Annotated in this window: 32 protein-coding genes and 1 tRNA gene; 15 read left to right on the top strand and 18 right to left on the bottom strand. The window is 61.0% G+C overall.

Annotated elements, in window-relative coordinates; translation table 11 throughout:
* The first annotated feature begins 11 nt into the window (after positions 1-11).
* The 5 genes from pgsA to ACP15D_RS16085 all read left to right on the top strand — a co-directional run bounded on the left by pgsA (position 12) and on the right by ACP15D_RS16085 (position 5,025).
* A complete protein-coding gene (gene pgsA, locus ACP15D_RS16065) occupies positions 12-602 on the top strand; it encodes a CDP-diacylglycerol--glycerol-3-phosphate 3-phosphatidyltransferase (protein WP_424958435.1) in 591 nt (196 codons plus the stop codon).
* A 48-nt stretch (positions 603-650) separates the two neighbouring features.
* Positions 651-902: a molybdopterin converting factor subunit 1 gene (gene moaD, locus ACP15D_RS16070; protein ID WP_424959256.1), complete on the top strand. Its 252-nt coding sequence runs from the start codon at positions 651-653 to the stop codon at positions 900-902.
* 5 nt (positions 903-907) lie between these two features.
* Positions 908-1,360 (top strand): molybdopterin synthase catalytic subunit MoaE, encoded by a 453-nt coding sequence (gene moaE, locus ACP15D_RS16075; protein ID WP_424958436.1) that lies wholly within the window; start codon positions 908-910, stop codon positions 1,358-1,360.
* A gap of 172 nt (positions 1,361-1,532) precedes the next feature.
* Positions 1,533-2,840 (top strand): N-acetylmuramoyl-L-alanine amidase, encoded by a 1,308-nt coding sequence (locus tag ACP15D_RS16080; protein ID WP_424958437.1) that lies wholly within the window; start codon positions 1,533-1,535, stop codon positions 2,838-2,840.
* Positions 2,841-3,753: 913 nt separating this feature from the next.
* Positions 3,754-5,025, top strand: coding sequence for a hypothetical protein (locus tag ACP15D_RS16085; RefSeq protein WP_424958438.1), 1,272 nt, complete (start codon positions 3,754-3,756; stop codon positions 5,023-5,025).
* A 19-nt stretch (positions 5,026-5,044) separates the two neighbouring features.
* On the opposite strand, the gene rpoH is transcribed toward ACP15D_RS16085, so the two are convergent.
* Both rpoH and ACP15D_RS16095 read right to left on the bottom strand, forming a co-directional pair.
* Positions 5,045-5,944, bottom strand: coding sequence for an RNA polymerase sigma factor RpoH (gene rpoH / locus ACP15D_RS16090; protein ID WP_424958439.1), 900 nt, complete (start codon positions 5,942-5,944; stop codon positions 5,045-5,047).
* A gap of 395 nt (positions 5,945-6,339) precedes the next feature.
* Complete coding sequence (locus ACP15D_RS16095; protein ID WP_424958440.1) at positions 6,340-7,356, bottom strand: RluA family pseudouridine synthase; 1,017 nt, start codon at positions 7,354-7,356, stop codon at positions 6,340-6,342.
* Between the two features lie 46 nt (positions 7,357-7,402).
* Here ACP15D_RS16095 and ACP15D_RS16100 point away from each other — a divergent pair, with 46 nt between their 5' ends.
* Both ACP15D_RS16100 and ACP15D_RS16105 read left to right on the top strand, forming a co-directional pair.
* Positions 7,403-7,768 carry a hypothetical protein gene (locus ACP15D_RS16100; RefSeq protein WP_424958441.1) on the top strand — a complete coding sequence of 122 codons (366 nt, stop codon included), beginning with the start codon at positions 7,403-7,405 and terminating at the stop codon, positions 7,766-7,768.
* A 95-nt stretch (positions 7,769-7,863) separates the two neighbouring features.
* Positions 7,864-7,939, top strand: a tRNA-Glu gene (locus ACP15D_RS16105).
* A 3-nt stretch (positions 7,940-7,942) separates the two neighbouring features.
* Here ACP15D_RS16105 and ACP15D_RS16110 read toward each other — a convergent pair.
* The 15 genes from ACP15D_RS16110 to ACP15D_RS16180 all read right to left on the bottom strand — a co-directional run bounded on the left by ACP15D_RS16110 (position 7,943) and on the right by ACP15D_RS16180 (position 15,029).
* Positions 7,943-8,203 carry a helix-turn-helix domain-containing protein gene (locus ACP15D_RS16110; protein WP_424958442.1) on the bottom strand — a complete coding sequence of 87 codons (261 nt, stop codon included), beginning with the start codon at positions 8,201-8,203 and terminating at the stop codon, positions 7,943-7,945.
* The gene (locus ACP15D_RS16115) at positions 8,196-8,645 is read right to left on the bottom strand and encodes a hypothetical protein (RefSeq protein WP_424958443.1); all 450 of its coding nucleotides are present in this window, start codon (positions 8,643-8,645) and stop codon (positions 8,196-8,198) included. Before ACP15D_RS16115 ends, ACP15D_RS16110 begins: the two co-directional genes overlap by 8 nt.
* A 130-nt stretch (positions 8,646-8,775) precedes the next feature.
* Positions 8,776-9,171: a recombination protein NinB gene (locus tag ACP15D_RS16120; RefSeq protein ID WP_424958444.1), complete on the bottom strand. Its 396-nt coding sequence runs from the start codon at positions 9,169-9,171 to the stop codon at positions 8,776-8,778.
* Positions 9,168-9,878, bottom strand: a complete 711-nt coding sequence (locus tag ACP15D_RS16125; protein WP_424958445.1) for a DNA cytosine methyltransferase — start codon at positions 9,876-9,878, stop codon at positions 9,168-9,170. Before ACP15D_RS16125 ends, ACP15D_RS16120 begins: the two co-directional genes overlap by 4 nt.
* Positions 9,879-10,144: 266 nt before the next feature.
* Entirely contained in the window at positions 10,145-10,639 is a 495-nt protein-coding gene (locus ACP15D_RS16130) for a hypothetical protein (RefSeq protein ID WP_424958446.1), read from the bottom strand.
* A gap of 293 nt (positions 10,640-10,932) precedes the next feature.
* On the bottom strand, positions 10,933-11,661 hold the full coding sequence (locus ACP15D_RS16135) for a hypothetical protein (protein ID WP_424958447.1): 729 nt from the start codon (positions 11,659-11,661) through the stop codon (positions 10,933-10,935).
* Between the two features lie 100 nt (positions 11,662-11,761).
* Positions 11,762-11,953, bottom strand: coding sequence for a hypothetical protein (locus ACP15D_RS16140; protein WP_424958448.1), 192 nt, complete (start codon positions 11,951-11,953; stop codon positions 11,762-11,764).
* 143 nt (positions 11,954-12,096) lie between these two features.
* Entirely contained in the window at positions 12,097-12,330 is a 234-nt protein-coding gene (locus ACP15D_RS16145; RefSeq protein WP_424958449.1) for a hypothetical protein, read from the bottom strand.
* Positions 12,323-12,658: a hypothetical protein gene (locus ACP15D_RS16150; protein ID WP_424958450.1), complete on the bottom strand. Its 336-nt coding sequence runs from the start codon at positions 12,656-12,658 to the stop codon at positions 12,323-12,325. Before ACP15D_RS16150 ends, ACP15D_RS16145 begins: the two co-directional genes overlap by 8 nt.
* A gap of 18 nt (positions 12,659-12,676) precedes the next feature.
* Positions 12,677-13,462 (bottom strand): hypothetical protein, encoded by a 786-nt coding sequence (locus ACP15D_RS16155; RefSeq protein ID WP_424958451.1) that lies wholly within the window; start codon positions 13,460-13,462, stop codon positions 12,677-12,679.
* Between the two features lie 4 nt (positions 13,463-13,466).
* Positions 13,467-13,601: a hypothetical protein gene (locus ACP15D_RS16160; protein WP_424958452.1), complete on the bottom strand. Its 135-nt coding sequence runs from the start codon at positions 13,599-13,601 to the stop codon at positions 13,467-13,469.
* Positions 13,598-13,726 carry a hypothetical protein gene (locus tag ACP15D_RS16165; protein ID WP_424958453.1) on the bottom strand — a complete coding sequence of 43 codons (129 nt, stop codon included), beginning with the start codon at positions 13,724-13,726 and terminating at the stop codon, positions 13,598-13,600. Before ACP15D_RS16165 ends, ACP15D_RS16160 begins: the two co-directional genes overlap by 4 nt.
* Positions 13,726-13,932, bottom strand: a complete 207-nt coding sequence (locus ACP15D_RS16170; protein WP_424958454.1) for a hypothetical protein — start codon at positions 13,930-13,932, stop codon at positions 13,726-13,728. Before ACP15D_RS16170 ends, ACP15D_RS16165 begins: the two co-directional genes overlap by 1 nt.
* Positions 13,932-14,222: a hypothetical protein gene (locus tag ACP15D_RS16175; RefSeq protein WP_424958455.1), complete on the bottom strand. Its 291-nt coding sequence runs from the start codon at positions 14,220-14,222 to the stop codon at positions 13,932-13,934. Before ACP15D_RS16175 ends, ACP15D_RS16170 begins: the two co-directional genes overlap by 1 nt.
* Before the next feature lie 348 nt (positions 14,223-14,570).
* Positions 14,571-15,029, bottom strand: coding sequence for a hypothetical protein (locus tag ACP15D_RS16180; RefSeq protein ID WP_424958456.1), 459 nt, complete (start codon positions 15,027-15,029; stop codon positions 14,571-14,573).
* A 262-nt stretch (positions 15,030-15,291) separates the two neighbouring features.
* Between ACP15D_RS16180 and ACP15D_RS16185 the strand changes: the two genes are divergently transcribed.
* Positions 15,292-15,783 carry a hypothetical protein gene (locus tag ACP15D_RS16185; protein ID WP_424958457.1) on the top strand — a complete coding sequence of 164 codons (492 nt, stop codon included), beginning with the start codon at positions 15,292-15,294 and terminating at the stop codon, positions 15,781-15,783.
* An 89-nt stretch (positions 15,784-15,872) separates the two neighbouring features.
* Here the strand turns inward: ACP15D_RS16185 and ACP15D_RS16190 are convergent, their stop codons facing one another.
* Entirely contained in the window at positions 15,873-16,232 is a 360-nt protein-coding gene (locus ACP15D_RS16190) for a helix-turn-helix domain-containing protein (protein WP_424958458.1), read from the bottom strand.
* 84 nt (positions 16,233-16,316) lie between these two features.
* Here ACP15D_RS16190 and ACP15D_RS16195 point away from each other — a divergent pair, with 84 nt between their 5' ends.
* From ACP15D_RS16195 to ACP15D_RS16225, 7 genes are all read left to right on the top strand, one after another.
* On the top strand, positions 16,317-16,589 hold the full coding sequence (locus tag ACP15D_RS16195) for a carph-isopro domain-containing protein (protein ID WP_424958459.1): 273 nt from the start codon (positions 16,317-16,319) through the stop codon (positions 16,587-16,589).
* A gap of 126 nt (positions 16,590-16,715) precedes the next feature.
* On the top strand, positions 16,716-17,027 hold the full coding sequence (locus tag ACP15D_RS16200; protein WP_424958460.1) for a hypothetical protein: 312 nt from the start codon (positions 16,716-16,718) through the stop codon (positions 17,025-17,027).
* Complete coding sequence (locus ACP15D_RS16205; RefSeq protein WP_424958461.1) at positions 17,020-17,193, top strand: hypothetical protein; 174 nt, start codon at positions 17,020-17,022, stop codon at positions 17,191-17,193. The genes ACP15D_RS16200 and ACP15D_RS16205 overlap by 8 nt, the downstream gene beginning before the upstream one ends.
* Complete coding sequence (locus tag ACP15D_RS16210; protein ID WP_424958462.1) at positions 17,180-17,722, top strand: HNH endonuclease; 543 nt, start codon at positions 17,180-17,182, stop codon at positions 17,720-17,722. The genes ACP15D_RS16205 and ACP15D_RS16210 overlap by 14 nt, the downstream gene beginning before the upstream one ends.
* Positions 17,719-18,816 carry a hypothetical protein gene (locus ACP15D_RS16215; protein ID WP_424958463.1) on the top strand — a complete coding sequence of 366 codons (1,098 nt, stop codon included), beginning with the start codon at positions 17,719-17,721 and terminating at the stop codon, positions 18,814-18,816. The genes ACP15D_RS16210 and ACP15D_RS16215 overlap by 4 nt, the downstream gene beginning before the upstream one ends.
* Before the next feature lie 160 nt (positions 18,817-18,976).
* The gene (locus tag ACP15D_RS16220) at positions 18,977-19,753 is read left to right on the top strand and encodes a hypothetical protein (protein WP_424958464.1); all 777 of its coding nucleotides are present in this window, start codon (positions 18,977-18,979) and stop codon (positions 19,751-19,753) included.
* Complete coding sequence (locus tag ACP15D_RS16225; RefSeq protein WP_424958465.1) at positions 19,750-20,187, top strand: hypothetical protein; 438 nt, start codon at positions 19,750-19,752, stop codon at positions 20,185-20,187. Before ACP15D_RS16220 ends, ACP15D_RS16225 begins: the two co-directional genes overlap by 4 nt.
* Positions 20,188-20,241: the final 54 nt, after the last annotated feature.

The raw sequence follows: 20,241 nt of genomic DNA on the forward strand, positions 1-20,241 counted from the left end.
ACCAAGGGCCGATGGACCAGGTTGCCAATTCGCGCGCAATGATGATGAGCTTGCCGAACGTGCTGACGTACGTTCGCATTGCGGCGGTGCCCGCGCTCGTCGCCTGTCTGTTCTTCCTCAAGGGAGACGTCGCCCGCTGGTCGGCTTTTTCGCTGTTCGTATTCGCCAGCGTCACCGATTGGCTCGACGGCTATCTCGCCCGCATCTGGGAGCAGCAGTCGACCCTCGGGCGCATGCTCGACCCCATCGCCGACAAGCTTCTCGTCGGCGCCGTCCTGATGATGCTCGTTCACGACAACACCATCGGCGGCTGGTCGATCTGGGCGGCCGTCATCATCCTCTGCCGCGAGATACTGGTCTCGGGGCTGCGCGAGTTCCTGGCTGAGCTCAACGTCAAGATCCACGTCACCCAGCTCGCCAAGTGGAAGACGACGATGCAGATGATCGCGCTTGCGGTTCTGCTTGCGGGTCCCGCGGCCGAGAAAATCGTCCCCGGCATCATGACCGGCGGCATCGTGATCCTTTGGATCGCCGCCCTGCTCACATTGTGGACCGGCTATGACTATCTGAAAGCCGGCATCGTCCACGCCATGGAGCATTAGGGCTCCGCATTTGATGAGGCTCTGATGAGCGCAGACGCGACCCGCCGCGTGCGGCTCCTGTATTTCGCCTGGGTGCGCGAGAAAATCGGCCTCGCCACCGAGGACGTCGATCTGCCGCCCGACGTTGCCACAGTGGAGGCGCTGGTCGCCTGGCTGAAGCAGCGCGGGGAGGGTTACGGCGAGGCGTTCGCGCGCCCGCAGGTCGTTCGCGCCGCCCTCGACAAGGTGCACGTGAAGCCTTCCGCGCCCATCGGCGCCGCGCGTGAAATCGCCTTCTTCCCACCGGTAACCGGGGGCTGATCGCCATGCCGGTGCGCGTCCAGACCGAGGATTTCGACCTCTCCGCTGAAACCGAAAGGCTCATCGGCGGGCGCCGCGACGTCGGCGCGATCGTCACGTTCACCGGCAAGGTGCGCGGCGACGACGACGGACGCGAAGTCTCCACGCTGACCCTCGAGCACTATCCCGAGATGACGGAAGCCGAGATGGCCCGCATCGAGCAGGAGGCGATGCAACGCTGGCCGCTGCAGGCGGTGCTGATGCTGCATCGCGTGGGCGAGCTAAAAGCCGGCGACAATATCGTGCTGGTGATCGCGGCGTCCGCGCATCGCCAGGCCGCTTTCGAGGCCGCGAGTTTCCTCATGGATTACCTCAAGACGCGGGCGCCATTCTGGAAAAAGGAAACCGGCGCCGACGGCGCGAGCACGTGGGTCGAATCCCGCACCGAAGACGACGATGCAGCCGACCGCTGGCGCTGACGGAAATCCAAGCCTTTAATTGCATGTTCAACGCATTAGCGAATTTTTAAGGGTTGATGTGCGATAACCCTAACAATGTCTGAAGGCGGACTGCAAAACGCCATCATCTCAGGCAACCCTGACTGTCCTTGCCACTTGAAATTTGTTCCGCGTACGACGGGGGTCAGACGTCATGGTTCACGGCAATCCGTGGCGCATCAGCCGCGGGATACTCATTGCGTTTACCTTACTCTGCGCGACCCAACCGCTGCAGGCTCAAAGTCTGTTCGACGCAGCAGAGACCCTCTTCACCGGTTCACCCAGCAAGACCGCCTCGACGTCGGCTCCGGCGCCGCTGCCGCGCACGCGTTTCGTCATCGGCCTTCCGAAGAAGACTGAGTTCGAGGTCTTCTCGCTTTCCAATCCCAACCGCGTCGTCGTCCAGGTCGCGGAGACCAAGCTGCGTCTGCCTGAGCAGCCGGTCAACGCGCCGGTCGGCCTCATCAAGTCGTTCCAGGCTGGCCTTGCCGGCAGCGACCGCTCGCGCATCATCATCCACGTCACCGAGCCGGTGATCGTGCAGGGCGCCCGTATCGAGAAGGCCAAGGACGGGCGCAGCCAGCATCTCGTCGTCGAGATCTCGCCCTTTGTCGCTATGACGGCCAGCCTGCAGAAGCCCAAGTCGACGATCGCGCCGCCGACCTATTCGCTCGGCGCCGCAACCATTCAGCCGCCGCTCCCGCGTCCGGCAACACCACCTGACGTCCTGGCGCAGCGCGCCTTCAAGCCCGTCATCGTGATCGACCCCGGCCACGGCGGCCACGACTCCGGCGCCATGAAGAACGGCGCCGTCGAGAAGGACATCACGCTCGCGTTCAGCAAGATCCTCGCCAAGAAGCTCGAGGCGACGGGACGCTATCGCGTTCTGCTCACGCGCAACGAGGACGTGTTCATTCCTCTCGGCGATCGCGTCGAGTTTGGCGAGAAGAACAAGGCCAGCCTGTTCATCGCCGTGCACTGCGACTACGCCGACACCGGCAGCACGGCGAGTGGCGCCACGATCTATTCGCTGCGTGACTCAACCGCCGACAGCCTGCGTCGCTCGACGCGTCGCAACGTGCTGTCGAAGTCGGAGGTCGATAAGGTCGAGAAAGTCGACTCCAGCAGCAGTGGCGACACCAGCCTCGTCAAAGACATTCTCGCCGACCTCGCCGCGCGTGAAGTCGATGCAACTCACGACCGCACCAACGTGTTCGCCAAGACCGTGATCGAAACCATGGGCGCCAGCACGACGATGCGCGCCAAGCCCGATCAGCAGGCCGGCTTCCGCGTGCTGAAGACAGCGCAGTTTCCTTCGGTGTTGATCGAGCTTGCCTACGTCACCAACAAGAAGGACGCGGCGAACCTGATGTCCGACAGCTGGCGCAATAAGGTCGCCAACTCCATCCAGGACGCGATCGAGAACTACTTCACCAACCAGGTCGCCCAGCTCCCGCTCTAGTTCCGGCCTTCGCCGGGATGACGTAGAGCGGAGGCAAACGATTGCGCTCCGCACTCCGCCGCGCAGCGGCAAGGCGCCAAGGGCGCCCGGCGCAAGCGCCGGCCCTAAGCTTGCTCTGCGTCAGACGCCGAAACGCGCGCTTCGAACTCGTGTCACCAAAAACAACAAAGGCCGGTCCCGCAGGACCGGCCTTTTATCTCGTGGCCGGGGTTGGGTTCGCACGCCCTCCCGGCTAAGCCCCCGTCAAATCATACTTGGAGGACGCATTTGTCTGTGGCGCCAGAGCAGTATCCGATACCATTCCAATTGGAGCCGAAGCGAACGAACGACACGCGTGGGAGAAGATACGGTGTGTGGGACCTTCGAAGATTGAAGGCGCTTCAGCATTGTCCACTCCATCTTCCAGTAAGTGCCGTAGCCTCGAGCGGCAATCGGAAACCAAACGGCCGATAAGCACCATGCATCGACGCACCGGCCAGGAAGGGCGCGGTAGCCGAACGGCGATCATCGGTGATTGCGGAGGAATGCGGCGGTAGCGGATAGGGCTCGGCAGAGGCCGACAATCAGAACCGACAGATGCTCCCTGGGGCGGCCCCATCCATGCCCGCCACGCATCCATCCGGCAAATGCTGCCTGTCTTTCGACAGTTCTGGCTCAGAGATAACAAGGGCGTAGGCCCCTCCTTCTCCGACGCGCACTCGATACGGCTCCAAGCGGGAGTCGCGAGAGGATCGGCCCCCTCACGCATAAGAGTATGTGATTCGGCCCGATATCCGAGGGGTGCACCGCAGCAAATTAATGTTGCATGCGCGGACCACTTGCGGGGCGAGGCCAAAAACGGGCCATAAGGCGTCATTCTCGCCTTTTTCTGCGGCATACTTTCATCAACTCGAATCACTCGCGAGGTTTTCCGATGCGCTTTGCCCCATTTGCCCTGGCTGCCTATCTTCTGGCGACACCCGTCTGGGCATGTGATCCGGCAGCGGCACCCGAACCCTTTCAGACCGGCGAAGCGGGCTGGGGCGACGCCGACCCGCAGTTCCGCATCGAGAACAACGCAGCGATCCTTGCACCCGAGGTCGGCACGCAGACGGCGCGTTGGAACGCCGGCAAGTCACTGACTGATGCCGACGTCTGCGTCACCATCGAAATGCCGGACACCACCGCCGACGCCTCTCGCGGTTACGCCGGCTTGCTGTTTTGGGGCGTCGACAAGGATAACTTTTATCAGGCCGTCATCTCGCGCAACGGCATGGTGACGGTGGCGCGTAAAGTCGGCGGTCGCATTCTCAATGCCCCGCTCGTCCACTGGACGCCGAGCAGCGCCATCAAGACCGGCGCCGACGCAACGAATAACCTGCGCATCACCGTCGACGGAGAGAATGTCGCCGTGCGCATCAACGACACCGAGGTCGCGCGCTTCCGCGGTCAAGCGCCCGAAGGCGCGAGCCACATCGGCCTCATCGCGTCGTCGGCACCCGCCGCCGTCGACACTTGGCGCTTCACCGAATTCAAACTAGGCTCGCCCGCCGCTGCGGCTGCAGCGATGGCCACACCGTCGTCCCCAGCGGAAGAAACGACCGGCGCAGTTCCGGCCGTAGCGGAAAATAACTGCGGCACCGGGCGCCTGTTCTTCGAGGGCAAGTTCACTGACCACGACCCGATGTGGGGCGCCAAGGACGGAGAAGTTACATTCTCCGGCGGCGAGGCCGAATTCAATCCCAACCCCGGCACATCCACGTTGCGCTGGAACCGCGCCTTCGTCTTCTCCGATATGGATGCTTGTCTCACCGTGCGGCCCGCCAACAACACGGCCAATCCAACGGCGAGCTACGCCGGCCTGCTGTTCTGGGTTCAGGACAGCCGCAATTACTACCAGGCGGTCATCGCGCCCAACGGCTATTTCACCGTCGCACGCATTGTCGATGGAAAGGTTGTCGCCAAGCGCCCCGTTGCATGGACGAAGGTCCCTGCCGTCAAAACCGGCTCGAAGGAGCGCAACGCGCTGCGCGTGACGATCAAAGGTTCCGAGGCCGAAATCGCCATCAACGGCAAGCCCGCGGCGACCTTCCACGGCGATCCGCCGGTCGGCGCCAGCTACATCGGCATGCTAGCCGCGTCCGCTGACACGAAAAAGGGTGATACCTGGACGATCAGCGACCTGAAGGTGACGGCGCCGCAGTAACGGCGCCGCCACCTATCAATCAGCTGATGTGCAGCTGGCGCTCGGTCTCGTCGGCCATAGCCGCGGATTGCACCGCCTTCTGCACCTTCTCGAACGCGCGTACCTCGATCTGCCGGATGCGCTCGCGCGAAACGCCGAACTCGGTCGACAGATCTTCCAGCGTTGCTGGCTGCTCTGTCAGACGCCGCGCTTCAAAGATGCGCCGCTCGCGGTCGTTGAGCGAAGACAGTGCACTCGTCAGGTAGCTCTTGCGCTGATCGAGTTCCTGCTCCTCGCCAAGCACTTCCTCTTGCGTCGGCTGATCGTCGGCAAGCCAGTCCTGCCACTCGCCCGCTTCCATGTCGTTGCGCACCGGCGCGTTGAGCGATGCGTCACCGCCAAGGCGCCGGTTCATCGACACCACGTCGGCTTCGCTCACGCCGAACTTGTGCGCGATCGTCTTCACCTGGTCAGGGCGAAGATCGCCCTCGTCCAGCGCCTGCAGCTGGCTCTTGGCGCGCCGCAGGTTGAAGAACAGCTTTTTCTGTGCCGCCGTGGTGCCCATCTTCACGAGGCTCCACGAGCGCAGGATGTATTCCTGGATCGACGCGCGGATCCACCACATCGCGTACGTCGCGAGGCGGAAGCCCTTGTCGGGATCGAACCGCTTTACCGCCTGCATCAGGCCCACGTTGCCCTCGGAGATGACCTCGCCGATCGGCAGGCCGTAGCCGCGGTAGCCCATGGCGATGCGCGCGACCAGTCGCAGATGCGACGTCACGAGCTTTTCAGCCGCGTCCTGGTCGGCGTGTTGCTGCCAGCGCTTGGCCAGCATGAATTCCTCGCCCGGCTCGAGCATGGGGAACTTGCGGATCTCTTCGAGATACCGCGAAAGACCCAGCGAGCCTTGTGCGATCGTCGGAAGCTTCGTAGTCGCCATATTCATCACCTGCCCGCCCCAGTGCCCGTGGGCGGTCCCTCGAAACTACGCGGCATGGCCGCGCAGGGCACATATGCGCAGGGCACATATATCGTTGCGTGCCCTTGAAACCCAAACGCCCAGCTACCCAAATTTCCGTCGATAGTGGCCTCTGGGCCTCTCTGTCAGCTTATACGCGGTTGAAAGCAACATTGTTGCATTCGACCTATGTCGCACTTGCAGTCCAGTAATGTGGACACGGTTGCTCACGTTATCGTGACCTGGGGACGCGTTCCCATTCTGCCCGGAGCACGGCCCCGAGAATAGCGGCTCATCTGCTAACGCGCCTTTTGGCCGGGACATACAAACCCTGCCAGACGCTAACGTGAGCTTTTGCCGGTCCGCACGATTTGCCGCTAATCGCACGAGAGCGCTTCGAGTAGCGCCTCCATATCTCCCGGCAACGGCGCCTCGAACGCCATCGGCTTCTTCGTTCTTGGGTGCTCGAACCCGAGTTCGGCGGCGTGCAACGCTTGCCGATGCAGCGCAACCAGAGCTGCAAGCGCCTTTTCGCTCAACTTAGTCGTCTTCGCCTTGAAGCCGCTGCCGTAGGTCGCATCGCCGAGCACCGGATGTCCGATGTGCGCAAGATGCACGCGAATCTGATGCGTGCGCCCCGTTTCTAGTTCCAGGCGGAGCAGTGACACCTCACCCGCCGGAGTATTGAATGTCTTCAGCACTTCGTAGTGCGTCACCGCGTGCCGCCCGCTCTCGCCCGTCACCACCGCGATCTTCGTGCGGTTGGAACGGCTGCGGTCGAGCCGTGCCGAGATAACGCCGCGCGGACGCAACGGTTTCCCCCACACCAGCGCCAGATACGCGCGGTGCATCTTGTCGTCGGCGCCGTGCGCGGCGAACTGTTCGCTCAGGGCCTTGTGCGCGGCATCGTTCTTGGCGACGACGAGCAGCCCCGACGTGCCCTTGTCGAGCCGATGTACGATGCCCGGCCGCTTCACGCCGCCAATGCCCGACAGGCTCGCACCGCAATGCGCGATCAGCGCGTTCACCAAGGTGCCGCTGCTGTGGCCGGCGGCGGGATGCACCACCAGATGCGCCGGCTTGTTGATGACGATCACGTCGCCATCCTCATAGACGACATCGAGCGCAATATCCTCGCCTTCAGGCTCCGCCGGTTCCGCTTCCGGGACGTTGATGGTGAACGTTTCCCCCGGTTTGACCCTGTAGGAGCCGTCTCCTATGGTCCCCCCGCCCGGGCCGGCCACGTTGCCAGACCGGATCAGCGCCTGAATCCGCGCGCGGCTCAACGTCGTGACGCGCTGGGCGAGCAGTTTATCGAGGCGGCTGCCGGCTTCCGCTTCACCCACCTGGAGCTCGACGAGGCCCGCGTGGTGTTCTTCGAGACGATCGCTCATGGGGCGCAATGGGTATCCGTTGGCCTCCGCGATGAGGGAGGGATTGATGCAGGAAAGAGTTGAGGCAGAGGCACCGTCTGCGGATGAGCTGCGCCTGCAGCGCAATCTCAAGATCATCGTGATCGCGCTGGGCGTCCTGCTCTTCGCCGGGCTTGCCGTAATCATCGGCCGCATCATCTATCTCGCGTCGCGCCAGCCGGTGCAACCGCCCGTCGCCGTCGTGGAAGCGCTGAGCGCCGAGCAGACTATGCAACTCCCCGCCGGTGCCGAGGTGCGCTCGATCTCGCTGTCGGGCGATCGCCTCGCCGTGCACTACATCGCCGCCGGCCGCGAGGGCATCGCGGTGCTCGACCTGAAGACCGGAAAGCCGCTGGCGCGCGTGGGAATAGAGCGCGGGGCCCCCACAAACTAGACCTTTCCAGCACTTTGCTGCCCCGCGACGCCGCAGGCCGAAGAAATGGCTTGATTGATAGGGGCCTCTGCCCATATACGAGCGCTTCCAGCGCTGTCCCGTTCGTCTAGTGGCCTAGGACACCAGCCTCTCACGTTGGGAACAGGGGTTCGAGTCCCCTACGGGGCGCCATTTCTACTGCGTAACCATCGGAAATAGCTTAAGTTTTTTAATTTCCCTCGGGGCTGGTTCCCCCACTGGTTCTCCCACCTCGCCAGACAGCGGTTCACCCCGCACGATGCGTTCGATCTCGCTCACGGGAACCATCGTCCGCTTGAACGGACGCACCATCCGCAGCTCGCCGCGCTTCTCCATGTGATAGAGAGTTTCCCGGCAGCAGTTGAGCATCCGCGCGGCATCGGCGATGGGGATCAGCAGGGGCTTGACCTCAGTCATCGCAAATCACCTCCATCCGGTTCGCCACGATGATCCTCCGTCCGGCTTCCGGGTCTTTTTTCGGTGCCTTGTAGAGTGCCGAGGCCATGCCGTAGACGTCGTGGATTCCAAGCTCCCGGAACAGCGACCGCTCCGATTGCCCGTGCACCGGCTGCACCACCTCGTGATGGACCCGGCAGATAGGTATGGCCCATTGGTCCGTGGATCTGCGGAACATGCACCGCTCTCCCGGGCCGGCAGCTGGGCCTCCCTTCAGGTGGTGAGGATCGGAAGGGCCGTGCGCCATGCACACGCAGCACGGCAGCGAGCGGATGAACTCCAGGTGCTTCTTGTCGTTGCCGTCTCGGCGTTGACCGGAGGAAAGCTGCTTCTTGGCTTCGCGCGGTTGGCGGAAGTTGCCGAGCACGCGAGCGCGGCGGATTTCCTGGGGGCGATCGGTCATGACCGCACCATTTCAATCAGTTTCAGGAGCGCCAAGACGTTTACGTAGACCACGCATGCAGCGATATATGCTCGCTGCCAACGAGTTAGTTCGAGCATTGATGGTTCGGAGAGCCAGTAGACGATCCTGCTCACGCTGCTTCTCCTTTATCATCATGGAACTTCACGCCGCGTTCGGCACCGAAGGCAGCAATCAATTCGAGCAGGTCGCTGAACTCTGCCTTGCCCATGTCAGACGTGCGCATGCCAACGGGGACGAACGTCCCTGGGTCTATGCCGGGCACCAGCCGCATGCGTCTGAGCGAAGCGGTGAAGAGGTCTTTCCAGTCTTCAGGCGTGAGCTTCTCGCCGTGCCAGACCACCTGAGTGGCGATATCCGTCAAACGTGCCCAGAGAAGAGAATTTTGGTCGACTGACCGGCGCGCGGCTTTGAACTCGATGCGTGTCCCGTGCGGCGCTTGCAGAGCGAACGAAGCTGCACGCTCGCGGTCGTAGTCACTGCTAACGACGATCAGAGCGCGGCTCATGCTGCCACCTCTCTCTGCAAGCCTATGGCTTTCTTCACCGCTCGAGCTACAGCTCGACCCATGGGGAGCGGAACGCCGTTGCCGACCGCTGCCACCTTGGCAGCTACCGTGAACGGAGGAATGTCGAAATCTGCCGGAAGCCCCTGTAGGCGCTTGTGGTTCTCGAACGTCTCCCGTGACTTTGTGCCGGCTGGACGTTGATGCACGTAGTCCCACGCAGACCCAGATGCCAGCGCAGCGGGCTCCGGGTCGGGGCGATATAGCGCCGGCCAATCGAACAGCAGTCGTCGCCCGTCGCGCGTCCCGAAGCTGAAGCGTCGGTGGCGCATCGTCTCTCCCCCGCACCAATGGTCACGGATCAGATGCGCATCGATCGAGAACCCGACCACTTTTGGCAGCGGCGCGTCGCGCACGTTCTCCATGACGAACCAGTCTGGAGACGCCTCAGCAACACACCGCTCGTATTCTCCTATGCGGCAAGGCTTCTTCGCTAGGCCGTTGTGCTCAACCAAAGCCGCCAGTGTAGAGTGCGCCTGGCACGGCGGCCCGCCGATCACCCCGTCAAACTTCCCCGCCGGCGGGTTGAAGCGGCGAATGTCACCACCCCACAGCAGATCTGGCCCGCGCACGACGCAGAAGCCCTCTTCCTCGAATGCCATGTCGAGAAGGCCGATGCCTGGGAACAGTGATAGGACGAGCTGGCTCATTCTGTCTTCTCCAGCCCTTGTGCTGCATCTAGAATCTCCAGCGCTTGCCTTACGGCTATTTCTTGCGCTTCGATGGGGAGATCATCCAACGCATCAACAATCCTCCACGAGGCATCGGCTATTGCTCTTGCCGTGAGCGCAGCCCGTTCCATCCGCCGTGCTTTGCGTGACCATAGACGTTGTGGGAATGGGATTAGATCTGCGCGCTGAGTGTTCATGGCTCCTGCTCTACGACTGTGAGGCGGGTGGTGTGGGTCATCGGTCTATCACCAGTAGGCCGTTGGATCGGATGCGTCTGGGAACCGCTCGTTTAGCCAAGCGTGTGCCACGGCCTTTGCGGCATCGTCGGCGGGATAGTCATCGTTCTTGAACGGCTCCGTACGGAATATTTCGCGGTCAGCGTCTGTTACGATCCATGCGCGCTGGTCCTTCTGAAGCCCTGAGTTTTCTTCGCTCGGGAACAACCACCGCGCTTGATAGCGTGTGATGAGGCCAGCATTGGCTCTTCGGTCATAGAAGGCGGCCTTGTAGAATACGCCGACACGCTTGCGGCCTTGCTCATCGATGATGTCTGAGTGCATCGCATGGGACGTTCCGGCGCGCGTCCACCCTGGGGGCAGCTTGGCCCTAACGAACAGCTCGTCCACATCTTCGCCGAAAACGAACCCCACCTTCTCAAACGCTTCGCGGCTCGGGCGCATTTCCTTAGGCATGTCGGTTGATGCCACTAGAGCCTGCTGGCCTTCACGCTCAGACCGCATGATGCCTTCTGGCGTTGCATCAACGTTAAGGCCCTCAAGAGCGGCCTTCATCATGGCCGGTGTTACTGGTGTGTCTGCAGAGTGTGTCGTTGTGTTGCACTGTGGGCATGGAATTCCGCGTTTGCCTTCGGTGACGCCGCTGATTTGCATCCACTCGGATTGCCAGCCGCATCGTGCACACGTGAACTCAGCCCAATGCCCAGGCCCCGGACCATTACCGGCGTTGGTGACGTGCGCGCGCGCGATCCTGGGTCTCGCCGGTAGTTCGATGAGCTTCAATTGAGCAGGCTTGTTCATGGCTTCGCACCCTCGCTCTTGTCGGTATGGGTAGGGGTGGAGTTGTCGCGAAATGCTTCCCATGCCGCCATATCGCCGTTGGCGATTAGGATTTGTCGCTCGCCCTTCGTCGCCTCGTAGCCGAGGTCGTAGCGATAGCTGCCGCCGTACTTCGATCCTGGGAAGGTGAAGCGCACCACGAAACACAGCGCCCGGTCGCGCCCGCTCTTGGAGTGTGCACCAAAGTATCTGTGGTGGTGGCCAGACCAGACGCCCTCTGTCTTTTCGGGCTCGATAGTGATGCCTGGGAGCTTGCACATCGCCTCACGCGCTAGCGCGTTCCAAAATCTACGCTCGCCCCGTTTGCGTCTCGCTTGTTCGTCTTCGTCACGCTTCTGACAGGCTGCTGTGCAATAGCAGCTGTGCTGCGTGCCGACTGGGTCAACGTCCTCTTCGTATTCTTCACCGTTCTCGTCGTATCGCGCGACAACTCCGCCGTCATAGATCAGCTGCTCACAGCCGCAGCACGTTAGCTGCCACCCATGCGCGAGCATGGCCGTTGCCGGTACGGCCTTCGCTTCCTCGTATTCATCAGCCCACTTGAGCCTACGGCACGACAGCCCGCCGATCTCGTCATGATCTAACTGTGACGCAGCTTTGCGCCGGGCCACGATGTCTGACGGTGCAAAAACAATGACCGCACCCGGCTCATATGGATCACCATCTTCAACAACGAATGCAGGCATCACCCCCTCCCATCATCTACTGAAGGGATAGGGTTGGTGACGGAAGTTAGATTTGGTTCACGCATAGGGCGTGCTCCCGCTGGCGTCGGTGCGGTCATCGCTATGTGCTCAACACGGCATCCAGGACTTTCTCGAACCGCTCGCCAAGCGGGTCCGCCAGGGCGACGAGCCATGCCGCCAAGACGAGAGCTTCGTCCTTGGTCATCGGCGTGCGCGGGGGCACCAGCAATGCGATTCCACCGCCGCCCACCGAGACGCCGAACTTGTTCATCACGTCGATTTCTTCGCTCATTTCTGCCTCCGCTATTCGGGTTGGTTGACTATCTCGACGGTCGCCGCTGAGGCGCCGTCTGCGTGATCCAAAACTGTTGAGTTTGCACCGGCCCCGGTAGGCTCTAGAGCGCAGTCTGAGAAACCGCTGTCTTGGCCGGGTACTCATCTCCCACCCTCATCGCTGTTGGTTGAGGGGGTCCCCTCCTTGGCTTCCTGCTGTGCTATGAGGGCACGGTAACCTTCCACCAGCGCTTCGACTTCGCTCGGAGTGATGCGCCCGCTCTGCCCATTGCGTGCGATGATGAGGATGGTGTCGAGATCGTCCGCATCAAGCTCAGGATGATCAGGCCCCGTAGCCTTCTCCACTCTTTCCAGAAGTGACTTTAGGTCAGACATCCTTCCCTCCTGATGCTTTGAGGAGGGCTGCACGGGCTTCATCGACGCGAAGGCGCAAGACGTTCCAGTTGGTGTTGCCTATGGCGTCGCGGATTTCGTCTTCAAAGGCGCGTAAGCCATCGCACTCGTTCGCCAGCTTCCATAGAGCCTCATACAGCTCTGACGACGCAGCGAAGCGGTGCGCCACGAGTTCGGGCTGGTCAGCCCAATGGTTGATCTGAGCCACGCATATATTCGATCCAGGACCACGGTGGGCATAGTGGACTTGCCACGCACCGTCGCGCTTCTCTACCCACCACCCTTCACCCTGTTCCATTGTGTCTGTCATGGGGATCACTCCGCTGCTTCAACCCTGGTCTTCCATCGCCGGATACGGGCACTCGTCAGCAGCGCCACCAAGGTCAATCCAGCGGTGCTCGAATTGCTGACTGAGCATGATCGCCCAGCGGAGCGGCATATCGGCGAGTTCCTGAGCGTAGGAGTCGCGCAAGGCTTCCAGTGTCTCTGTGTTCGAGGCGTGCTCGATGTGAGCGCTGATCTCGTTGAACAGATCGTTGGTGCCGTCTTTCTTCGCGGCCGATGACGACTTGCGCTTGGGCGCTACGTCTTCGATTTCGGACTCATCGAGCAGACCTAGACCGGCGATCGACAGCGTGCCGCGTCGCTTGCACTTGGTCTCGCCCTTCATGATGGCGTTGGCCAGTGCTTCGCCCTTCAATCCGCCGATGCTCACGGCACCGCGGGCAACGTCTGTGCGGCCCGTCTTGTCGCGGAACTTGCCGACGAACACGTAAATTTCGCCAAGCTCTTCGATGGTGATCTCTTCGACCGAAATCCCATGGATCTTGCGCAGCTGATCGGTGCAGTCTTTGCGCGCATAGAGTGTGAGCTTGCCGTTGAGCGTGATATACTCCAGCGGCCGGGTGAGAGGGTTCAATCCGACGCTCTCACACACACGGGTGTAGTAGCGGGCGCGCTCTGCTTCGGAGAGGTTCTTCAGGTCGCCCTTGATGAGCACCTGTTCCATGATCTGGCCAGCGGTGAGCGGCTGCGCAGCCTCGACAACACCGTTGCCATTGGTATGCTGCATCGTGCGCGTCCTCGTGCGTTCGAAGGGCTGTGGCAGTGCCATCTGTTCAAACTCCCGCCAGCATCACGTAGCTGGCCTTACGCTTCTGGTTTGGCTCTATCCGCTCGCAGGACATCAAACCCAAGGCGATGATGGATACGCCGATGAATAAGAGGACGTAGGGGAAGAGGCGGTCGATCATCCCAACCATCCCCTGAGCGACTGCCCCACCTTCTCAATGAACCTCCCGCCAACAATCGCTAGGACGAGAAACACAGCGAAGCAGATGAGAAGGAACACGGCCATGTGTGCGGTCGTCTCGATCATTACGGCTTCCCCCAATATGTTCCGTATGCAGCGCGCATCCTGAAGTCAGTGAAGCCGATGCCCTTGACGGGCGTGCGCTTTGACAGGCGCGCTTCGCGCTCACGCAAATACTGCTGGTGCTCTTCGCTCGCGAATTGTGCGAGCGCTGCATCGAGTGCCTTGCTTCCGGTCGACGGAGGCGGCGGCGGTAACGGAGCACCGTCCATCACACGCGCTCCGTCTGCTTAGCTTGGTGCGCCATGAAATCGGCTACACCGGCTGCTATGTCTTGCTGGTGATCGTCGGCTGGTGCCGGCGCAGCTGCCTCGCGCTCGTACTCACGCAGGAAGCCGTCGATCTCATCACGCAGATTGCGAAGGCGCTGCATGCGGTAATTGAAGAGGTGCTTGTCGCCATGCATGATGTAGAGTTCATGCGCTGCGGAGATCATGTCCTGGCCTCGGTTCTTGAGGCGGGCGCAGAGAATGGAAAGCTGCTCTGGTGCTTGTTGCTGCATCACACGGAACCTTTGCTGATGTTGAAGGATTGAGCCGGGAGAAGCGCCGCATTGGAAACTGACCTCTCCCGGCTCGCCCTCTCCGCTTCTCGCTTCAGTGCCCCCAACCCCGCGACAAGCGGCACTTGAGAGAAGCGGCGTCATGACTGCTCAGGGGACGGAGGAAACGAACCCGGTGAGCAGCCGATGGGTGTTAGGGATCTCGGAAGCGTCGGAGGATGGCGTTACGGGCGTTCTCGATGGCGCATCGTGTCCACGCACACACACCCAGCACACGGACGTTCCAGAAGAAGGAGCGGAACGAGTGGAAGCGGGGCTTCATGGTCATGGCGTGCATGATCGCCTCCCTCAGCCTACTTGCTCAGAAGTCGGCGCGGGCGCGATGGCCTGCCAGTACGCCTTAAAGTTGGTCTCGAAGTATTTGCGGCGCTCTTCGATCTCTTCGATCTCGCGCTGCTTGGTAGCGACCTGCCGGTCGAATAGCTTCCCTATGCGTTCGCGGTCCAGTTCGAAGTCTGGGTCGGCAGCAGCAACAAGCTCACAGTCCTTGCTCGCCTTGTTGAAGTGCATGAACTTGACGTCGGCCTTGTCCCATCCAGCCTCGACGTAGGCGACCACAATGGTGGGCAAGTTGATGAATGGCTCGAAGCCAATGATGACACCTGGCAGAACCTTGTGGCTGTCGCCGTATTCCTTCTTGAGCACCTTCACGCGCTGGCCGATCTGCATCTCTTCGATGCGACGCGCGTAGCGCATATCGACTTCCAGCTTGACGCCGTTGATCTCGATGACGGTCTTTTCTGACATAGCTGCATTCCCCATTGGTCTGATCCAAGTGGTCACCGCCAAAGAACCGGCCAGGAGAACCCCGAGGGATGAGGGCGGCGCCGTGATGAGGGGGTGGGTCGCCCCGGGAGCGGCGCCACCGGTCTCAGGCGGTGACAGCCATGAAGTTAGTTCACGCTGCATGAAGTCGTCAAGCGCAAACTTCACGCCGCATGAAGTTTCGGTGGATTGTGGAAAACGTGCGCCGCGCTAAGCTCATCCCCGGGGTGGATCGGGGGAGACGATGGTTTGGGTTGTTGTCGGTCTAGTACTGCTTTTTCTTATGTTGAGATTTCCGGGCTTCGGCGCTTTTGTGCTGATCGCCGTCGCTGGTGTGGCGCTGTACGTTTACGCTGAAAGCGAAAGGCAGGACGCGAAATACAAAGAAGCGCGCCGACGAGCTGCGTCGCCCGAGCGCACGGGAATACTGACGTTCCCGGATCGACCTACACTGGCGCTCGGGCCGTATTCATCGTCCTTCGCAGGGTCAGTAACGAACGTCTCGTCAACGCTCAGTGTGAAGAATTTCAGTGTGAGACTGCTGGTTTACGACTGCCCGTTCTTCACGAGGCCTGGATGTAACATTGTCGGAGATGAGACGACCACGGTCTTTCTAGGAATCCCGGCCAAGCAGAAGCGGTCATTCAGTCAAACGCTGTTCTTCCGCGGGCTTCCAACATTGGCGCCGGGCGATTGGACGTGGGCCTATACCGTCAGCGAGGTTGAAGTCGACTGACTCGCTGACCCTATCGAAACCCGCAGCGCACAATCGAATTGCCCTAGCAACCACGTTCTAACTATGTATGTTCTAGTTAACACACAGTGTTAATTAACGCTGCTTTTTCTGGGTTTTGTGCTGCGGGCTTGACGAATGACTTTAATGGCGTCGCGGAGGTCCCCATCCAGGCCACTGTTGTCGCCGCGATAGATCCAATCGAGGGTTAGCCCCCACGTATCGCAGAGTTTGTTCGCTTGCTCCAAATTGGGTGCTTGGATGCCCTTTTTGTACTGCGAGTACGTGCTCTCATTCACGCCAGCGGCGTTGGCGAACTCCTTCTGCGATAGCCCCTTCACGGCTCTGATTATCTCAAGCCGCTCGGCAATCGCCTCGTTCGACCTCCCCTCAGACTTCATCCGCCGCTTCGACACCCCCGCGTCGAGCGCAGACTTACCCTCCTTGGTCACGGTTGATCCCTCCCCCTGGATAACCCGGCCCTGCCGCTTGACACAACTTCATGCAGCATGAATAATCTTCATATGAGCAAACACATGCCCAAACGCATCGAGACCGTGGCCCAGCTCGTGACCGCCCTCGGGGGAACGACCGCCCTTGCCAATTGGCTGGACGTCGTACCGAGCACTGTCAGCAACTGGAAGGAACACGACCGGATACCTCCGGGCTGGCATTTGCAACTCTACCTAGAATGCCGGACCCGTGAACTTTCTGTAGCGCCTGGATTATTTGGGATCAAGGAAAACAGCGTCACGGACGCCCCGCCAGCGCGCCCTAGTCGTCGGGCCGAAGCCCGATCAGCTGTCTGACCCACCTTCCGTACCCGTAGCGTTCCCTTCTGCGTTCTCAGCCCTCCTTGAGGGCGTCCCTCATCGACTGAGCCCGGGCGTTAGCGCCCCCGCGTGAGCGTCCGGGCCTTTTTCTCGGAGCGCACGATGACGAAGGCAGAGCGGATCAGGGCAATCGCAAAGGCATATCCAGAACTGAGCACTGCTGAGATCGGTGCGCGCGTCGGGTGCCTAGCCGCTTATGTCCGCGTCACACTGCGTCAGCGGGCACCGGGGAAGCAGTCGGTACACGACGCGAGATACTACCAAAAGACCTACAGGGCGCGTTACCGGTCCGATCCGGAGTTCCGCGCCAAGCGTAAGGCGCACACAAAGCGCTGGCAGCAAGAAAACCGCGAATACTATCTGTCGTATATGCGGAGCTATCGCCACAGAAAAGTCGAGGCATCCCATGCTTGATGCCTTCTCCCCCGAAGCAAACCTCTTCAACGCAGACCAAGAGCTGCGCCGCATTCTGCTGGGCAAAGAGCGCAAGCCAATCCCGTTCATCACCATCATGAACTTCGGCCTGCCACTGCGGGTCGACGACCGTTTTGTTGCGGAGACGCCAGATGCTGACCGCTGAGCGCTTGCGCGAACTCGTGACCTACGACCCGGAGACTGGTGTGATGCGCTGGCGCGTGAGCCGCAGGGGAAAGATTAAGCCGGGAAATATTGCTGGATACTCGGCGACCGATGGTTATCTCCAGATCACCGTCGACAGGCGCACCTACATGTTGCACCGCTTGGCGTGGCTCTACGTGCACGGCGAGTGGCCTTCTTTGTCGATCGATCACATCAACGGTGTGCGAGACGATAATCGGATCGTCAATCTGCGCCCTGCCACAGTTGCCCAGCAGCGACGCAACATCTGTCTCAGATCCGACAACACGAGCGGCCTCCCAGGCGTCCGTTGGATACCGCAAAAGCGGCGCTGGATCGCTCGCATCAAAGTCAACAGCGTCTATCGCCACCTAGGCTGCTTTCACGACAAGTTAGCGGCCAAGGAAGCTTACGAGCGCGCCGCAGAGAAGTATTTCGGCGAGTTCGCGTCCCACCTTAGTCGGCGTCCCGTCGCGTCACCCTCAAACGCAAACGGAGACAACCTCCAATGACTGACCTTCGCAAGGTGGCCCGATACGTCGGGTACACCCTCACCGTTATCTCTTGCGGCATGTCCGCGTGGTTCGGCTGGCAGCAGTCGCCCTACTTTCTCGTCGCTATCGGCATGGCCCTGTTTCTCGGCGCCATCTCGATCATGTCCGACTACATCTGGCCGCTGGTCACCCATCAGCAGCAGGAAGTCGGTAGCCGTTGGGCGCCTTCTGTCATTGCAGGCATTGTCTTTGCGCTGTTCTGCAACGTCTTCAACCTCGCTTCCAACTTCGGTTCCGTTGGTTTCACCCGCGGCATGTCCAGCCAGGCGGCGGAGATGCAGAACGTCCGTCACGACGACGGCCGCAAGAACATCGCCGACCTGGAATCCAAGAAAGCGATCTTGGAAGGGCGCATGTCTAAGCTCGAAGCGACCGAGGGCTGGACCGGCATGAAGCCTTCAGCTGCCTACGACGGCGACATCGAGGCGCAGAAGCTTGCCGTCGAGGTCGAGAGCAAGCGCGGCGGTTGCAAGGCCCGCTGCCTTGCCGAGAAGCAGAAGCTTGCCGAGCTGGAAGGCAACAAGGCCGTGGCCCTTGCGCATGAGCAGGACCGCGCAATGCTTGCCGCCACCATCGAGGCACTGGCCAAACTCCGCATGGAAGAGGCCACCGTCGAGAAGGGCGCCAATGGCGCGCTGTGGCAGAACGCATCGTTCGCATCGCTGTTCACGGCTTCGCTTGAGCCCACCGAAACCGCCAAGCAGTGGACGGAGCGTTGGGTCGCCTGGGGCCTCGCCTTCATGCTCGCCTTCGGTGGCATGGGTGCGAACTACTACGGCCATTGGGGACGTGGATCTGGTACGCGCCCGTCGCAGCCCGATCCTCTCAAAACGCCCATCGCCAGCGCCCCGTATTCGACCGCAGACGCTCAAGTCTCTGCCCTGCGTGACATGGTCGAGAAAATGCAGCGCCGCCCTGTAGCCCCCGTTTCCTCCCCATCCACGCACACCAAAGAACTGATGGTGGTGAAGGAAGACGATCCACGCGCAAAGCAAGCCTACGACGCCCTCTCACAACTGGTTGAAGAAGCACGTCAGCTGAAGGCGGCCTGAAACTGAAAACGCCCCGCTCGGGGATGAGCGGGGCGTTCAATTATTGGCTTAGGGGCCATTCGAAAACCGAACCAACGCGTCACCACCAAATCGGAGTTCGATGATGGGAAATCTACCTGAAGAAGCTGTCGAAAACAAGGCCAGATGGGTCCGAGTTTCAGTGGAAACTTTCGACCACGAGATACTCGACATGGGCCGCTATGACCGCCGTTCGGCATGGCTCTGGTTGATCACCAATGCAGCCTGGAAAGAGCGCCGGGTAAATCACAAGGGCCGCCCGATCACCCTCAAGCGTGGCCAGCTTCTGGGCGCCCGCGCATTCCTCGCTGAAAAGTTCGGATGGGGCGAGCAAGAGTTACGCACATTCCTAAAAGCGCTTGTCACAAATGGAATGGTCGAAATCAACCAGAGCAACGGCCACTTCGCCAACGTCATAACGATCTGCAATTACGAGAAATACCAGTCGGCAGAAAACGTCAAAGACCAAGCTTCTAACCAGAGCCTAACCAGTGTCCAACCAGAGCCTAACCAGATTAGTACCAAGGATACCAGTTATACAAATACTGCTGATGATACGCGTGCGCGATCGATTGATTGCCACGAGCTGTACGACAAGCTCACCGAAGCGGCGAACGGATCGCTGTACCCGCTAGCGATAGGCCTGCACGCCGTTGCCGAGCCGCTGATGTGGATCCGGCAGGGCGCCGACCTCGATCTGGATATTCTTCCCGTCATCCGCGACATCGGCCACCGCGCCCCGAAGGGCTCGATCCGCACGTGGAGCTACTTCGCCGGTCCCGTGTCGACGCAGAAGGCGAGGCGCGAGAAGGGCCTGCCGCCACCGGGTGACTTTTCGCCCCGCCTCGCCGCCGGCCCCAGGCCATCCGCAGCCCGTGCCGTTCTCGAAGCCCGTAAAGCCCGTGAGGTTCACCCATGAGTGCAGTTCAAGATCACGTTCTGTCGCGATTTCTGACGCTCTACAACGAGCCAAAGACGGACAATCTCGAAGCGTTCTTCGACGAATACGAGCGCGCTCTTGGCCACTTCCCCGCCGAGGTGCTGCGCCGCGCTGCGAACCGCGTCATCGACGACCAGGTGTTCAAGGCTTGGCCGACACCGGGCGAGTGCCGCAAGGCTGCCGAGTACGTGGCGCAGCTGATGCCGAAGCCAGTTCCGACGCAAGCTGAGCTCGACAAGCAAGCCGAGAAATGGCCGGCGCCGAGCGAGGAAAGCAAAGCCCGCGTGCGGAGCCTTGTCGAGTTGGCGAAGCAGAACTTGCGCAAGCCGGTAGGTGATATTCCAGCCAACCCAAACCTGAGGCGCGGTCTCACAGAGACCAGCAAGCGCATAACGGGCGAGGCCGCAGAATGAACCCCTCCCTAGCCCACGCCCTCTTCACCAAAGGGATAGACACCTACGACATCG

Source organism: Hyphomicrobium sp. 1Nfss2.1, assembly GCF_965243865.1.
In the GTDB taxonomy this organism is placed as follows: domain Bacteria; phylum Pseudomonadota; class Alphaproteobacteria; order Rhizobiales; family Hyphomicrobiaceae; genus Hyphomicrobium_A.

What these genes read in the sequence shown, in the direction of transcription:
- pgsA (WP_424958435.1), top strand. Translation starts at nt 12, where the DNA reads ATGGACCAGGTTGCCAATTCGCGCGCAATGATGATGAGCTTGCCGAAC.
- moaE (WP_424958436.1), top strand. Translation starts at nt 908, where the DNA reads ATGCCGGTGCGCGTCCAGACCGAGGATTTCGACCTCTCCGCTGAAACC.
- ACP15D_RS16080 (WP_424958437.1), top strand. Translation starts at nt 1,533, where the DNA reads ATGGTTCACGGCAATCCGTGGCGCATCAGCCGCGGGATACTCATTGCG.
- ACP15D_RS16085 (WP_424958438.1), top strand. Translation starts at nt 3,754, where the DNA reads ATGCGCTTTGCCCCATTTGCCCTGGCTGCCTATCTTCTGGCGACACCC.
- rpoH (WP_424958439.1), bottom strand. Translation starts at nt 5,944, where the DNA reads ATGGCGACTACGAAGCTTCCGACGATCGCACAAGGCTCGCTGGGTCTT.
- ACP15D_RS16095 (WP_424958440.1), bottom strand. Translation starts at nt 7,356, where the DNA reads ATGAGCGATCGTCTCGAAGAACACCACGCGGGCCTCGTCGAGCTCCAG.
- ACP15D_RS16100 (WP_424958441.1), top strand. Translation starts at nt 7,403, where the DNA reads ATGCAGGAAAGAGTTGAGGCAGAGGCACCGTCTGCGGATGAGCTGCGC.
- ACP15D_RS16110 (WP_424958442.1), bottom strand. Translation starts at nt 8,203, where the DNA reads ATGACTGAGGTCAAGCCCCTGCTGATCCCCATCGCCGATGCCGCGCGG.
- ACP15D_RS16115 (WP_424958443.1), bottom strand. Translation starts at nt 8,645, where the DNA reads ATGACCGATCGCCCCCAGGAAATCCGCCGCGCTCGCGTGCTCGGCAAC.
- ACP15D_RS16120 (WP_424958444.1), bottom strand. Translation starts at nt 9,171, where the DNA reads ATGAGCCGCGCTCTGATCGTCGTTAGCAGTGACTACGACCGCGAGCGT.
- ACP15D_RS16125 (WP_424958445.1), bottom strand. Translation starts at nt 9,878, where the DNA reads ATGAGCCAGCTCGTCCTATCACTGTTCCCAGGCATCGGCCTTCTCGAC.
- ACP15D_RS16130 (WP_424958446.1), bottom strand. Translation starts at nt 10,639, where the DNA reads ATGCGGTCTGAGCGTGAAGGCCAGCAGGCTCTAGTGGCATCAACCGAC.
- ACP15D_RS16135 (WP_424958447.1), bottom strand. Translation starts at nt 11,661, where the DNA reads ATGCCTGCATTCGTTGTTGAAGATGGTGATCCATATGAGCCGGGTGCG.
- ACP15D_RS16140 (WP_424958448.1), bottom strand. Translation starts at nt 11,953, where the DNA reads ATGAGCGAAGAAATCGACGTGATGAACAAGTTCGGCGTCTCGGTGGGC.
- ACP15D_RS16145 (WP_424958449.1), bottom strand. Translation starts at nt 12,330, where the DNA reads ATGTCTGACCTAAAGTCACTTCTGGAAAGAGTGGAGAAGGCTACGGGG.
- ACP15D_RS16150 (WP_424958450.1), bottom strand. Translation starts at nt 12,658, where the DNA reads ATGACAGACACAATGGAACAGGGTGAAGGGTGGTGGGTAGAGAAGCGC.
- ACP15D_RS16155 (WP_424958451.1), bottom strand. Translation starts at nt 13,462, where the DNA reads ATGGCACTGCCACAGCCCTTCGAACGCACGAGGACGCGCACGATGCAG.
- ACP15D_RS16160 (WP_424958452.1), bottom strand. Translation starts at nt 13,601, where the DNA reads ATGATCGACCGCCTCTTCCCCTACGTCCTCTTATTCATCGGCGTATCC.
- ACP15D_RS16165 (WP_424958453.1), bottom strand. Translation starts at nt 13,726, where the DNA reads ATGATCGAGACGACCGCACACATGGCCGTGTTCCTTCTCATCTGCTTC.
- ACP15D_RS16170 (WP_424958454.1), bottom strand. Translation starts at nt 13,932, where the DNA reads ATGGACGGTGCTCCGTTACCGCCGCCGCCTCCGTCGACCGGAAGCAAG.
- ACP15D_RS16175 (WP_424958455.1), bottom strand. Translation starts at nt 14,222, where the DNA reads ATGCAGCAACAAGCACCAGAGCAGCTTTCCATTCTCTGCGCCCGCCTC.
- ACP15D_RS16180 (WP_424958456.1), bottom strand. Translation starts at nt 15,029, where the DNA reads ATGTCAGAAAAGACCGTCATCGAGATCAACGGCGTCAAGCTGGAAGTC.
- ACP15D_RS16185 (WP_424958457.1), top strand. Translation starts at nt 15,292, where the DNA reads ATGGTTTGGGTTGTTGTCGGTCTAGTACTGCTTTTTCTTATGTTGAGA.
- ACP15D_RS16195 (WP_424958459.1), top strand. Translation starts at nt 16,317, where the DNA reads ATGCCCAAACGCATCGAGACCGTGGCCCAGCTCGTGACCGCCCTCGGG.
- ACP15D_RS16200 (WP_424958460.1), top strand. Translation starts at nt 16,716, where the DNA reads ATGACGAAGGCAGAGCGGATCAGGGCAATCGCAAAGGCATATCCAGAA.
- ACP15D_RS16205 (WP_424958461.1), top strand. Translation starts at nt 17,020, where the DNA reads ATGCTTGATGCCTTCTCCCCCGAAGCAAACCTCTTCAACGCAGACCAA.
- ACP15D_RS16210 (WP_424958462.1), top strand. Translation starts at nt 17,180, where the DNA reads ATGCTGACCGCTGAGCGCTTGCGCGAACTCGTGACCTACGACCCGGAG.
- ACP15D_RS16215 (WP_424958463.1), top strand. Translation starts at nt 17,719, where the DNA reads ATGACTGACCTTCGCAAGGTGGCCCGATACGTCGGGTACACCCTCACC.
- ACP15D_RS16225 (WP_424958465.1), top strand. Translation starts at nt 19,750, where the DNA reads ATGAGTGCAGTTCAAGATCACGTTCTGTCGCGATTTCTGACGCTCTAC.